Genomic DNA, 13,519 nt, shown 5'->3' on the forward strand with positions numbered 1-13,519 from the left:
CCAGGTTTCCTGCACGACGTTAATCGGAGCAGGGTGAGTCGGCCCCTAAGGCGAGGCTGAAGAGCGTAGTCGATGGGAACCAGGTTAATATTCCTGGACTTTTTATAAGTGGTGATGTGGGGACGAAGAAGGCTAGGTGAGCCAGGCGATGGTTGTCCTGGTATGTGCATGTAGGGGGATGGTTTAGGCAAATCCGGACCATTAATAACTCTGAGGTGCGACATGGTGCTGACACTTCGGTGTACAGCGAAGTCATTGATGCCCGGCTTCCAGGAAAAGCTGCTAGCCATAACTTATAGAGAACCGTACCGCAAACCGACACAGGTGGACAGGTAGAGAATACTAAGGCGCTTGAGAGAACTCGGGTGAAGGAACTAGGCAAAATGGTACCGTAACTTCGGGAGAAGGTACGCCCTTTTCGGTGAAGGAATTTACTTTCTGAGCTGAAGAGGGCCGCAGAGACCAGGTGGCTGCGACTGTTTATTAAAAACACAGCACTCTGCAAATTCGTAAGAAGACGTATAGGGTGTGACGCCTGCCCGGTGCCGGAAGGTTAATTGATGGGGTTATCTTCGGAGAAGCTCTTGATCGAAGCCCCGGTAAACGGCGGCCGTAACTATAACGGTCCTAAGGTAGCGAAATTCCTTGTCGGGTAAGTTCCGACCTGCACGAATGGCGTAACGATGGCCACACTGTCTCCACCCGAGACTCAGTGAAATTGAAATCGCTGTGAAGATGCAGTGTACCCGCGGCTAGACGGAAAGACCCCGTGAACCTTTACTATAGTTTTGCACTGGACTTTGATGATGACTGTGTAGGATAGGTGGGAGGCTATGAAGTATCCACGCTAGTGGGTATGGAGCCGACCTTGAAATACCACCCTGTTGTTATTGAGGTTCTAACTTGGTCCCATTATCTGGGATAAGGACAGTGTATGATGGGTAGTTTGACTGGGGCGGTCTCCTCCCAAAGAGTAACGGAGGAGCACAAAGGTACCCTCGGTACGGTCGGACATCGTACCAAGAGTGTAAAGGCATAAGGGTGCTTGACTGCGAGAGCGACGGCTCGAGCAGGAACGAAAGTTGGTCTTAGTGATCCGGTGGTTCTGTATGGAAGGGCCATCGCTCAACGGATAAAAGGTACTCCGGGGATAACAGGCTGATACCGCCCAAGAGTTCATATCGACGGCGGTGTTTGGCACCTCGATGTCGGCTCATCACATCCTGGGGCTGAAGCAGGTCCCAAGGGTATGGCTGTTCGCCATTTAAAGTGGTACGCGAGCTGGGTTTAGAACGTCGTGAGACAGTTCGGTCCCTATCTGCCGTGGGCGTAGGAAAATTGAGAGGAGCTGCTCCTAGTACGAGAGGACCGGAGTGGACGAACCTCTGGTGTACCGGTTGTCACGCCAGTGGCATTGCCGGGTAGCTAAGTTCGGACGGGATAACCGCTGAAAGCATCTAAGCGGGAAGCCTCCCTCAAGATGAGTTTTCCCTTGAAGCCCGTTGAAGACTACGACGTTGATAGGCAAGGTGTGGAAGCGTAGTAATGCGTGAAGCTAACTTGTACTAATTGGCTGATTGTCTTGACCATATAATCTGAGTTACTTCAGATTGTGCTGAATATAAGATATAATGTTACTCTCTTTATTTACCTGAGTATCATGCGGCTAATGCACGATACTCAAAACAGTTTTCCTGGCGACCATAGCGGTTTGGTACCACCTGATTCCATCTCGAACTCAGAAGTGAAACGAACATGCGCCAATGATAGTGTGAGGCTTCCTCATGTGAAAGTAGGTCATCGCCAGGGTCTTTTCCTTAAAGCGGCTTATTATGCCGCTTTTTTTTATGTCTTAACAACGTATTTTCAAATCGCTTTAAGCTCTTAGGGTTACTCTTAATTGATTTTTATTAAACTTTAGTTTAAGGTAATTTATTTAAATCAGGTCATGCCATGTTAGTCCAGCGCATTTTGGATTTTATTAGGAGTGTTGAAGAGGTAGAAGAGCCTATTTTATGTGATGTATCACTATGTGATCATCTGTCAATATATTTTTCTAAAAAATCACCAGACGATAATTTAAATAAAGAGGACATTCAGTTTCTGCTTGATTGTTATAAAAGTCGCTGGGGTGTAGTTGTTGATACAGAAAATGATTATACACTTAACCCTTCACGTGTGAACCAAATTTGGATTGATTTTGCTCGTGAGTTGGAACCCATAGCCAAACGAAATTATTTAAAAATTCTAATCCCTACTCTAACTAATGAAATAGATTTAAATGATTTTTCACCACTGACTGAAACAGTAAATCTATTTAATTTCTATCTAGGTTATGGTGGTAATACTTTATATAGAAAATTAAGTTTTTGTAGGCATTTGGAGCGGTGGCAATTTGCTTTATCGACATATCGAAATATTACTGACCGAACGTTAAGCGTGGTCACAATAGATGAACTCACTCGTTTAAAGTTATGTAAACAAACGACCAAGAAGGTAACAATTGATTCTGAAGTTTTGACAATTTTTGGGATTTGATGCGAAAAAAAGTCTTCATCCATTTGAACGATAAGGGACAAATTCCAATAGGGTTATTACCACATTTGTTGGAGTTAGTTGAACGGTATTATTTTTTAAAATCGCAAGGATTAGACTTTTCTCTCTTTAAAAATGATGTTAGAAATTTTTTTCGTCGCATGTATGGTTATGAGGTAGCAGATGTTAATTCTTTATATGGTGCAAAAATCCAATATAAAGAGACAGAGCAGTATTTATTAGATGTATTTATCGATCTTCATACTGCGACTAACTTTTCTGAGATGGAGTTAGCGATTCAAACCCTAAGTAAATGGTTGTTTCATTTTGATTCTGAACTAAAAGCTTCAAGTAAAGAATTGGAAAGTGTTTACGAAGAATTATCTAAAAATGAGAAGCAAATAATTGTAACCAATAACAATCAGCCTAGAGATTTAGATAATTGTTGTCGTTTGTTAGTTTCTCTATTAACCACAAGGTTTAAAGTTTCTACAGCGTTTACGAAAAAATCTTACAGCTTATGGGATAAATCAAATGAGATCCTTCCTGAATTGGGGGATATTTTTACTATTTTGCTGCCTTTGATTGAGTCAAACCAACCTGATGCGCTAGCAGAAGCGTATACGGATATTATTAAGGACATTATTGCTCCTGTAAGTGCCGATAAAAGTTGGTATACCTGGGCGACTCGCTCTGAAGAAACCATTAAATGGTTGGATCTTGTTAAAAACCATAGATTAAATGAGATTGGTGTTTATTGGTTTGAGCCAGAACTACTATTTTCTGCATTGCGATTATTCAATACAAATCATCAATCTTTGAAAACACGTATTCATCTTTTTTTAGAGGATATTATCCAAACATATGCTCAAGATCAAAATGACTTAATGAAACAATTCAGAGTCAATATCTTATTTAATGAATTGCTAATGGGACTAAGTGAGCATCACCAAGTTAATTTATTAAGACTAATAAAACTTTGTGATCTTAAAGCGGCTAAAACCAATTTTCTCAATAACTGCGCTTCATATATTAATGATCGCTTGTCTCAATTAAGTCAAATACCAATAGAGACACGAACAGTACAGTTTTTTTCACAACTGTATCATTTAGATACTGCTAAATTGTTTAAATTACCAGAAGAAAAGAAAGATGTAGGAACCATAATAACGGAATATAAAAATCAATTGCTAACTCTTAGTCTTGAACCAAAAATTTCAGATAAAATCGGTAAATATTTACTTAAAATTGGACAGCCTATTTTGACTGTGGCACAAAAGGAAATGGCAAAAAGTGGTAGCCGATCTTTAGATTATATGGGGCAATATACTTAAAAGAATTATCGTTGCATTGATGATTAAATTAAATCTTCTATTTAAGTTACCCCTAAAATCAGTTTGATATGATGTTTCTAAAGATTTGTCTAGCGATAAAGGACGCACTTCAATGTGTTTATGTCGAGTTATCTGATTGAATCATATTGAGCACAAAGCTTAATAAAATTTTCGTAACGTTTGATAGAAATTAAACCTTTTGCTACTGCATGAATAATGGCGCAATGAGGAGTGTCTTTATGGGTGCAATTACGAAATTTGCATTGTGATAAATAAGGCCTGAATTCAATATAGCCACGTGCAATTTCAGCCATATCGATATGCCATAAACTAAACTCTCTTACTCCTGGAGAATCTATCAATGCTCCACCGCTAGGCAAGTGATAATAGCGTGAGTTGCTGGTAGTATGTTGCCCTAATTCTGAAATTTCGGAAAGCTCCTTAGTTGCAATATTTTGTTCATGGGGTAAAATACCGGCAATGAGCGATGATTTACCAACACCTGATTGACCTACAAAAACACTAACTTGATGATTAAGAACTTTTTTTAATTGTTCTAACCCCGTCGAAGAGTGTTGATTCATTAATAAAATGGGATAATTTAAATTTTCATAATGTTCGAAAAGCCGATCTTTTAGTGATTCACAGGGCAAATCAGTTTTATTTAATAAAATAACGGCGTGCAGTTGTAGTGTTTCAGCCATAACCAAATAACTATCGAGTAACGGCCAGGATGTCTCTGGTTTGGCGGCAATAACAATGACTAGTTGTGTAATATTCGCAGCGACAGGTTTTTTTATTCCCGTGCTAGTTGGTTTTGCTAAAAGACTAGTGCGAGGATAAAGGCTGACTACTACGCCTTGATTTTTGCCTTCCAATTGCCAAATAACTCTATCTCCGGCAACTAAGGTTTCCAAATTCGGTCGGATGGAACAACGTAGGTGATTGCCTTGATTATCCTCTACTTCAACATGTTTGCTAAATCGAGTAATCACTAAACCTTCAATAAGCGCATCATCATTTTGCTTATGCTGATGATAGTCTTGCTGTATTTTTCCAATTCGTGTTGATTGTTGTTTACTAATGCGTCTTTTACTCATGGTTCGGATCTATAATATAATGTGCTTCCCGATTTTGAAGATAGGATCAGGGCTAAATAAACATACAGTATGAAGGTAAATTTAATTTAATGAAAGTATACTTAGTTGGTGGTGCTGTTCGTGATCAATTATTGAATCTGCCTGTAAAAGAGCGCGATTGGGTTGTAGTAGGTGCCAGTCCGGAGGAACTATTGCAAAAAAAATTCAGGCAAGTTGGACGTGATTTCCCTGTTTTTTTACATCCAGAAACAAATGAGGAATATGCTTTAGCACGAACAGAACGAAAATCAGCACCCGGTTATTATGGTTTTTCTTGTAATTTTAGTAAACAGGTCACCTTAGAAGAGGATTTAGCGCGTCGTGATTTAACGATTAATGCAATTGCTATGGATGAGCAAGGTCAACTCATTGATCCGTATAATGGGAAAAAGGATTTAGAAAGTAGATTATTGCGCCACGTTTCTCCTGCGTTTGTTGAAGATCCTGTAAGGGTATTACGCGTTGCACGTTTTGCAGCACGCTTTCATTATCTAGGTTTTAAGCTGGCTGATGAAACGCGCTCTCTTATGTATACCATGGTTAAAAGAGGAGAATTAGCTCATTTGGTTGCAGAACGTGTTTGGCAAGAATGGCAACAAAGTTTAGAAGAAAAGAATCCAGAGCAGTTTATTTGGACTTTGAGAGCATGTGGTGCATTAGGTGTTATTTTGCCCGAAATTGAAGCATTATTTGGGATGCCTAACCCTTATCGATATCATCATGAAGTAGATAGTGGCGTTCATAGTTTATTTGTTTTGCAAGCAGCAGTGGCTTTAACAAATGATCCAGTTGTACGCTTTGCAGCTTTAGTCCATGATTTAGGTAAAGCTTTATCGCCGATGGATAATTGGCCTAGTCATCATGGCCATGAAGAACGTGGAGTAACTATAATTCAAGCATTGTGTACTCGTTTGCGAATTCCAAATGACTATCGCAAGTTAGCAGTGATGGTCTCGCGGTTTCATTTAAATATTCATCGTTTGTTCGAATTACAAGCAGCGACCATTGTGAAAATTTTAGAACAGAGTGACGCATTTCGTCGTTCACAGCTTTTTTATAATATGTTAATTGCGTGTCAGGCTGATGCAGAAGGTTGTGGTAAAACTGTTGATTATCGACAGAGTAAATTATGGGGTCATTTGTTAGCAGAGTGTGCTAAAGTAAATACTAAAACAATAGTAGCAGAGGGCTATGAGGGAGCAGCAATCAAACAAGTTCTTCATCAAAGAAGAGTGGCATGTGTTGAATTGATACTAAATTCTTGGAAAATAAATGAAAAATAATCAAAACTTAATTTGGATAGATTTGGAAATGACAGGGCTTAACCCTGAGCAGGATAGAATTATTGAGTTGGCCACTGTTGTGACTGATCCTCATTTAAATATTATTGCAGAAGGGCCTGTTTTCGCTATATCTCAACCTCAAGTTCTGCTCGATGGTATGGATTCTTGGAATACAAAACAACATGGTCAATCGGGTTTAGTCAAACGTGTTCTTGAAAGTGATGTTAATGAAGCACAAGCAGAAAAACGAACCATTGAATTTTTAAAACAGTATTTAGATAAGGGCAAGTCACCTATGTGTGGTAACAGCATATGCCAAGACAGACGATTTCTGTATAAATATATGCCTGATTTGGCCTCTTTTTTTCATTACCGAAACTTGGATGTCAGTACTCTAAAGGAGCTTGCAATACGGTGGCGGCCTGAATTATTAAATGGAGTTGTCAAAGAATCAAAACACCTCGCATTAGACGATATTAAAGACTCTATCGCAGAGTTAGTATATTATCGTAAACATTTTATAAATTTGTTGGATGTAACAAAATGATAGAAAGAGAACGATTGGAATTACCGAATAAAGCAAATAAGTTATTGTTGCATTCATGTTGCGCCCCTTGCTCGGGCGAGGTAATGGAAGCGCTCATTGCTTCAGGGATTGATTTCACTATATTTTTTTATAATCCTAATATTCATCCTGTACAAGAGTATGAAATTAGAAAAAATGAAAATGTTAGTTTTGCAAAAAAGCACAATATTCCTTTTATAGATGCAGATTATGACAAGGACAATTGGTTCGCGCGCGCTAAAGGCTTGGAATGGGAACCCGAACGAGGAAAACGTTGTACTATGTGTTTTGATATGCGTTTTGAACGCACGGCTTTATATGCTTACGAACATGGTTTTCCTGTGATTAGTAGTTCTTTAGGAATTTCGCGTTGGAAAGATATGAATCAAATTAATGATTGTGGGGTTAGAGCTGCCAGTAAATATCCTGATCTAGAGTATTGGACTTACAATTGGCGTAAAAACGGTGGTTCAGAGCGTATGTATGAAATTGCTAAGCGTGAAGAATTTTATAAGCAAGAGTACTGTGGCTGTGTTTATTCTTTACGTGATACAAATGCATGGCGTAAACAAAAGGAACGCAACCGAATTAAAATTGGTATCAATTATTATTCTGAAAGTTTAAATAATGAAGGCACATCATGAGCATACACGCACATAGTGAATCGCATCATCATCACCATCATCATGGGAATAACAAAGACGTAGTAACTTATAATAAAGCGTTTATTATTTCCATCATTGCCAATGGTTTGTTCGTTGTGCTGCAAATTGTTTTTGCCTATGTAGCTAACTCAACCAGTTTGCTTGCAGATGCTTTCCATAATTTAGGTGATGTATTAGGTCTGATGCTGGCATGGGTTGCTACTGTTCTGATGAAGCGTGCTCCCACTATGAAAGCAACTTATGGATTAAAAAAGACATCGATACTCTCTGCTTTGGCAAATGGAATTTTGTTAGTCTTTACATGCGGCATTATTGCTACAGAAGCAGTATACAAGTTATTTTCTCCCACAGAGGTTCAGGCGGTATCGGTCATGCTCGTTGCTGCTGTTGGTATTGTGATTAATGCGACTACGGCATTATTATTTATACGTGGTTCTTCAGATTTAAATATTAGAGGCGCTTATCTTCATTTGCTCTATGATGCTTTGGTTTCAGTAGGTGTTGTACTATCGGCCGCATTACTCTATTGGACTGGTTGGCTTTGGATAGATCCTGTAGTGGGTTTACTCATCGCAATTATAATACTTAAAGGAACTTGGTCTTTATTTACAAGCAGCTTCAGATTAATTATTGATGGTGTTCCTGAGCATATTTCGTGGACCGAGGTTAGTGAATTCTTGTTAAATAAACCTGGAGTGAACGATTTTCATGACTTACACATATGGGCGATTAGTACCCAGGAAAATGCGATGTCTGTTCATTTGCATATGCCTGATGAACCACTTTCTGACTCATCAAGGGCTGAGTGGGTGAAACAATTACGTCACCAGTTTAATATTCAACATGTGACGATTCAGGTAGAGCGCACGGCAACAGACTGTAGTGATGCATGTCATAATCCTGGTTTTTTATAACGAAATCCGCACAAAAATAGGGCTTGTTTAATCCAACTTGTTCCTTTAGGGGGCTGGCCTCATGCAAGAAAGATTCAGCGCAGAACTGACCCTAAAGAGAATTTAGCACTTATAAATCAAATCGTTTTTGAACTATGTTGAAAAGCATATAAATACTTTATTCTTCTTATGCACAGCTCATTGTAAATATGAGAAGTTTGCATGATGTTGATCGTTTAGTTGCTACATTACCGACATGGAATGAGACAAATTATCCTCAATACATGAAAATATGCCGTTGGTGCTTTTAATAACTGGAAAATTGCTGCTCGATTTAGTGGGCCAGCAAATGCAAGTAACTGTTCTAAGAAGCCTTGCTGATCAAGCGGTAGCAATTCTAAGAGCAAATCCCCATGCAATTGATGTGCGAACGGACTGGCGGGAATCGATATTACAAATTGTCCCTGACTATCAACAAGACCGAGCGAGATGGGTGGGAATTTTGCGGCTTGATTTAGTACAATCTTTCCTAAGGGCTAGTGATGGGATTACTGTGGGACTTTTTCGTGAGCAAGATAATCTGATTCCTATCAACCTGCGTCAACCAATCAATGAGAAGAACACAGCGGCTGTTGATTTGCCCTTACTGCAAGTTAATTCATAATGGAGAGCTAAGGCAATCCCAGATTCTCAAATAGTAAAAGATATTAAGGTTGTCAGGACAGATCCAATTATTTGGCGTTGGGATCGCAAAAGAGCGATTACAATACAATGCTCACCCTATCAAGTTACTGCAAACACGTTACGTGATAGTATTTTGCCTCAGTTTGAGAAGATTAAATTACCTTCTGGATATACATTACTTGGGATGGGGAGTATAAGAGCAGCAAAGAATCTGCGGATGCATTGATACCGGGGCTTTTTCCCGTAGTGATTATTATGTTATTGATTATTGTGATGCTATTTAATGCTTATCGTCCGCCTCTTATCATTATTGCAGTAATTCCTTTTGCGATGATTGGCATAACTTTAGGTTTGCTCCTTACTGGAGTTCCTTTTGGTTTTATTGCTTTGTTAGGAGCGATGAGTTTGTCCGGTATGATGATTAAAAATTCAGTAGTGTTATTGGATCAAGTCAATTTAAATATTGCCAGTGGCATGAAACCTAATGATGCAGTTATTTCTGCTGGATTAAATCGTTTAGCACCTGTCGTTAATGCTGCGGTGACTACAATACTTGGCGTAATTCCATTATTGCAAGATGTTTTTTGGGTTTATCTGGCGGTGACCATTATGTTTGGATTAACTGTAGGGACTATTCTTACTATGTTTTTAGTACCAGTGCTTTACAGCATTTTGTATCGCATTAGTTCAAAAATGAACCATAAAAAAATTAACCAATAATATGATATCCGCTATCAATATAGATGACATCGCCGGTAATGTTTTTTGCATAGTTGCTGGCAAGAAACGCAACCATTGCACCGACATCATCGATAGCAACCAACGATTTAAGTGGGGATTTTTCTTTTGTATGCTGGATTAAATGATCAAACTTTTCAAGCCCTGAAGCTGCGCGTGTTTTGAGTGGTCCGGGAGAAAGAGCGATTACTCGAATTTGATGCGGACCTAGTTCTACAGCCATGTAACGCACAGAAGCCTCCAATGCTGCCTTGACTGGCCCCATCAGATTATAATTTTCAACTACTTTTTCAGCGCCATAGAATGACATAGCAAATAATGAACCCCCATTGTTCATGAGCGGTTTGGCACGGTTGGCGATGCGAATAAAAGAGTGGCAAGAAATATCCATGGCCATGAGAAATCCTTCTTTAGAACTCTCATATACAGGCTTTTGTAAATCCTGTTTTGGCGCATAAGCAATGGAATGAATGACTATATCAATTTTTCCCCATTTTTTGTCGATTGCCGAAAATAAATTGTCTAAATCATCGTCTTTGGTGACATCACATTCACAATAAATGGAAGGATTAAGATCGTTTGCGATTTTATCGACGAAAGGCTTTGCTTTTTCATTTAAATAAGTGATTGCGAGCTCAGCGCCCACCCTTTTCAATACTCGGGCACAACCGAAAGCAATAGAGCTGTCATTGGCAATCCCAAATATTAAGGCTTTTTTTCCTGCAAGTAATGTACTATCCATTTTCATAATTCCTTAATCTTGTCTTAGTATAGAGCATGAAACAAGATATGTTTAAAAATTAACAATAAAGAATAAAAATAAATCTAAAATAGCCCATACTATTTGTAATGGGTAATTTACCTATAATGCTGCACTATTAGAGACGCTTCAATACAATAGCGAGAGAAATGCAATGAGTAATGTGCATTATAAAAATGTTCATGAAATTACTGGAGACATTCTTAAAATTATTGTTCCTTCGATGCCAGCGGCAGCTGCAATTTCAGTGCCGCGGCTTGATGATTTAGCTTTGGTTCATACTCAAAAGGTTTATTGCTTTCTCAGATCACCCATTTAGAAAAAGAAATCGTGGCTTTGCAAGTGTATGGGGGGACGAAAGGGCCATCCACAGCTGCTTCTGTTACCTTTCTTGGCTATCCGATGAAAGTAACTTATTCTCCTAATATTCTGGGACGAGTGTTTAATGGAATAGGGTAATCAATAGATGGAGGACCTAACTTAGAGCAGGATGATAAAACACCAATTCGCACGGCAACAGTAAATCCTACGCGTAGAACTCTAGCCTCAAAAATGGTTCGAAGTGATATTCCTATGATAGATGAGAATGCGTGATATACTGGCATAATAATCAACCAACTTTGTTAGTGATAAGTTCTATGCCTTTCTTGTAACTATTGCAAGCAAGAGCTTCCTCTCCAAGTTTTTCATGCAGCTTTCCTTTGGCCTCGTAGGCTAAAGCGGTAGGCTCTATCTCATTGGATTTTTCAAGGTAATATTTTGCTTTTCCCCAAAGTTGGAGCTTAATGCACAGCTGGCCTAGACATAAATAAAGAGCTGCTGAGTTGGGATTTCTTTTCAATAGGGATTCTGCAAAAGTCAGTTGATGTTCATCGGCAGGCAACATGGCGTAAAGCTCAATCAGCTGTGAATTAAAGCCCTTACGTAGTGTGTGGCATAATAGATTTTTTGCTGAGGTGAATTCATTATTTTTTAATAGAAAACGCGTATATGCTGCAATAATTTCGGGATTATGCACCAAAGTTTTGGGGATACTCTGAAAAAAAGAATTTACAGCACTGGATTTATTCTGTTTCGCAAGATCAACAAGTCTTTGCAAATAAGCATCTTGTTGTATTAGCTCAAACTGTTGTTGATTAATGACTTTATACTTTTTTAGATTTGGCAAAAGGGCGATGAGCTGAGGCCAATCCTTTACTTCTTGATAGAGTCGCATCATGAGCATTAACACATAGGAGTGACGTGGTGCTATGGCATGTAAATGCTTTAATGTTGCCAATGCTTGCTCCCATTGATGATTCGATAATTGCAATTCTGCTTGGGTTAATTCAACGGCAATTTTGGCTTCGGGCATGGACTGCTGTGCTTCTCGTAAGAAATTATCACGTAATTGATTATCACCCATATTTTGAGCTGCTCGTGCCGCGGTTAAATAATTAAGTAAAGGAGTATCTGAATTGGGTAACGCTTGGATTAAATGATTTTTTGCTTTTAGCCAATTACCTTCGCTATATTCAATTAAGCCTTTTCGAGTAATTGCTTGTGCTTTTTTAAATCGTTTTTTTGCATGCCACCGAGTTAATTTGCTGGGAGTATGAGTAATTTTCTGGCATATACGTAAAACCAGATAAAGGATCATAAATAAAACAATTAGGGTGAAAATAGCAACCCAAACTGTAGTTTCTATGGTCCAATGGTTTATTGCAATTAAGACATAACCAGGATCTTTATTAAGTTGAATGCCTAGAATTACTGCGGCCAACAAGATTAAGAAGGCAAAAAAAACACGCATCATGGCTGACTCCCTCCTTGTTCATTATTCGTGGATGGTGTTGCTGTTTCTTTTTTACTTTCAATCAACTCGTTGAGCATGGGAAGTGCTAAGCTCACGGGAGGCCTTTTTTGAGTAATACTGATTTGCTGTAATTCGGTTAATTTTTTGATGAGGGAGGCTGTATTTTGTGTGTTTTCATTAAAATTTGTTTTAAGCGTGTTAATTGCTTGTTTAAGGACAAGCTGATAAACAAACGTGTCATGATTAAGAACAGCCCATTGAGCCTCTTGAAGGTTGAGGCGTAGATTTTCTTTAAGTGCAGCCTCTAGTAAAGGAGATAAAAGTGGTTTGACCTCTTGATCATGACGACGTATTACCACCAATTTACCTAAAATATTCATGCTTTCTTGTAAATGCGTGCTCCAGGCGGAGGAGTTATTGGATGATGTTTGTGATTGATCCAATGTGGATTTGCTTTCGTTTTCAGGCAAAGGAATGCTGAGATTATTAATGCTGTTTTGGGCTGCATCTAATTGACTGAGTAAGCCGGCGACATCTACAGCAGGAATTGCTTGAATCTGTGCTATGTCTTTCGCTATTGCTTGTCTTATCGCAAAGATCTTCGGTTCGTTAAATTGCTTTAATAACTGATCGGCTTGTTCCAATAGTGCAACTGTTGCATCAGAGCTATTACTCCAATGGGCATTAATTTGCGCTAACTCAAGATAATAGCGAGCCTTAAGAAAAAGCCAATCTTGATTTTGATAAAATCTTTGACTCATCGCATTTTGTAATTGTTTGCTTAGTGCATCAAACTGTGTTTGGAACTGGGTTTGAATTTCTTCAGTATTTTTTGTTTTTGCATCAGTTATTTCTTGAATTTTATTTTGTTTTTGTTCTAATTGTTTTAATTCTTCAGAAAGATTAGTGCTTGTATTAGTCCATTGATTCTGCAATTGGTTATTTAAAAAAAGCGTATATGTCGCAAGAGCTAAAGCTCCTAAGGCAATGATGATTGCTACAGCAAGTATGATGAAATTTTTTTTCGAAGCAAAAGTATTATTGTTGGGAGACTTTGGCTGTTTATTTTGTTCCATACTGGATGTTTTTTTTATTTTTTGCATCTGTTCTTCATTGCTACTGGCCATA

General features: G+C 38.6%; 14 protein-coding genes and 2 rRNA genes (1 of these 16 cut by a window edge). 11 read left to right on the forward strand and 5 right to left on the reverse strand.

Annotated features, from left to right (window positions below; genetic code table 11):
* The 4 genes from EL220_RS01295 to EL220_RS01305 all read left to right on the forward strand — a co-directional run.
* A 23S ribosomal RNA gene (locus EL220_RS01295) occupies window positions 1-1,590 on the forward strand (it extends 1,307 nt beyond the left edge of the window).
* 103 nt (window positions 1,591-1,693) lie between these two features.
* A 5S ribosomal RNA gene (rrf, locus tag EL220_RS01300) occupies window positions 1,694-1,809 on the forward strand.
* Between the two features lie 144 nt (window positions 1,810-1,953).
* Window positions 1,954-2,538, forward strand: coding sequence for a hypothetical protein (locus EL220_RS18445; protein ID WP_232002570.1), 585 nt, complete (start codon window positions 1,954-1,956; stop codon window positions 2,536-2,538).
* Complete coding sequence (locus tag EL220_RS01305; protein ID WP_232002571.1) at window positions 2,538-3,869, forward strand: hypothetical protein; 1,332 nt, start codon at window positions 2,538-2,540, stop codon at window positions 3,867-3,869. Before EL220_RS18445 ends, EL220_RS01305 begins: the two co-directional genes overlap by 1 nt.
* A gap of 128 nt (window positions 3,870-3,997) precedes the next feature.
* On the opposite strand, the gene rsgA is transcribed toward EL220_RS01305, so the two are convergent.
* Entirely contained in the window at window positions 3,998-4,969 is a 972-nt protein-coding gene (rsgA, locus tag EL220_RS01310; protein WP_027270850.1) for a small ribosomal subunit biogenesis GTPase RsgA, read from the reverse strand.
* Between the two features lie 89 nt (window positions 4,970-5,058).
* Here rsgA and EL220_RS01315 point away from each other — a divergent pair, with 89 nt between their 5' ends.
* From EL220_RS01315 to EL220_RS01340, 6 genes are all read left to right on the forward strand, one after another.
* Complete coding sequence (locus tag EL220_RS01315; protein ID WP_027270851.1) at window positions 5,059-6,291, forward strand: multifunctional CCA addition/repair protein; 1,233 nt, start codon at window positions 5,059-5,061, stop codon at window positions 6,289-6,291.
* Window positions 6,281-6,838: an oligoribonuclease gene (orn, locus tag EL220_RS01320; protein ID WP_027270852.1), complete on the forward strand. Its 558-nt coding sequence runs from the start codon at window positions 6,281-6,283 to the stop codon at window positions 6,836-6,838. Before EL220_RS01315 ends, orn begins: the two co-directional genes overlap by 11 nt.
* A complete protein-coding gene (locus EL220_RS01325) occupies window positions 6,835-7,500 on the forward strand; it encodes an epoxyqueuosine reductase QueH (RefSeq protein ID WP_027270853.1) in 666 nt (221 codons plus the stop codon). The genes orn and EL220_RS01325 overlap by 4 nt, the downstream gene beginning before the upstream one ends.
* On the forward strand, window positions 7,497-8,435 hold the full coding sequence (locus tag EL220_RS01330; RefSeq protein WP_027270854.1) for a cation diffusion facilitator family transporter: 939 nt from the start codon (window positions 7,497-7,499) through the stop codon (window positions 8,433-8,435). The genes EL220_RS01325 and EL220_RS01330 overlap by 4 nt, the downstream gene beginning before the upstream one ends.
* Before the next feature lie 328 nt (window positions 8,436-8,763).
* Window positions 8,764-9,078 carry an efflux RND transporter permease subunit gene (locus EL220_RS01335; protein ID WP_128130802.1) on the forward strand — a complete coding sequence of 105 codons (315 nt, stop codon included), beginning with the start codon at window positions 8,764-8,766 and terminating at the stop codon, window positions 9,076-9,078.
* 242 nt (window positions 9,079-9,320) lie between these two features.
* A complete protein-coding gene (locus EL220_RS01340; protein ID WP_232002572.1) occupies window positions 9,321-9,818 on the forward strand; it encodes an efflux RND transporter permease subunit in 498 nt (165 codons plus the stop codon).
* Here the strand turns inward: EL220_RS01340 and fabI are convergent.
* Window positions 9,808-10,578: an enoyl-ACP reductase FabI gene (gene fabI / locus EL220_RS01345; RefSeq protein WP_027270857.1), complete on the reverse strand. Its 771-nt coding sequence runs from the start codon at window positions 10,576-10,578 to the stop codon at window positions 9,808-9,810. The two genes, EL220_RS01340 and fabI, sit on opposite strands and share 11 nt — an antisense overlap.
* A gap of 172 nt (window positions 10,579-10,750) precedes the next feature.
* Between fabI and EL220_RS18450 the strand changes: the two genes are divergently transcribed.
* The gene (locus EL220_RS18450) at window positions 10,751-10,915 is read left to right on the forward strand and encodes a hypothetical protein (protein WP_232002573.1); all 165 of its coding nucleotides are present in this window, start codon (window positions 10,751-10,753) and stop codon (window positions 10,913-10,915) included.
* 94 nt (window positions 10,916-11,009) lie between these two features.
* Here the strand turns inward: EL220_RS18450 and EL220_RS18455 are convergent, their stop codons facing one another.
* Genes EL220_RS18455 through EL220_RS01360 form a run of 3 tightly spaced genes read right to left on the reverse strand, consistent with a single transcriptional unit; the run spans window position 11,010 to window position 13,518 of the window.
* Window positions 11,010-11,201 (reverse strand): hypothetical protein, encoded by a 192-nt coding sequence (locus tag EL220_RS18455; protein WP_232002574.1) that lies wholly within the window; start codon window positions 11,199-11,201, stop codon window positions 11,010-11,012.
* A 5-nt stretch (window positions 11,202-11,206) separates the two neighbouring features.
* Window positions 11,207-12,391, reverse strand: coding sequence for a heme biosynthesis HemY N-terminal domain-containing protein (locus EL220_RS01355; protein ID WP_027270858.1), 1,185 nt, complete (start codon window positions 12,389-12,391; stop codon window positions 11,207-11,209).
* Complete coding sequence (locus EL220_RS01360; protein WP_027270859.1) at window positions 12,388-13,518, reverse strand: uroporphyrinogen-III C-methyltransferase; 1,131 nt, start codon at window positions 13,516-13,518, stop codon at window positions 12,388-12,390. The genes EL220_RS01355 and EL220_RS01360 overlap by 4 nt, the downstream gene beginning before the upstream one ends.
* Window position 13,519: the final 1 nt, after the last annotated feature.

The sequence above is a fragment of the Legionella sainthelensi genome, from assembly GCF_900637685.1.
Lineage (GTDB): Bacteria > Pseudomonadota > Gammaproteobacteria > Legionellales > Legionellaceae > Legionella > Legionella sainthelensi.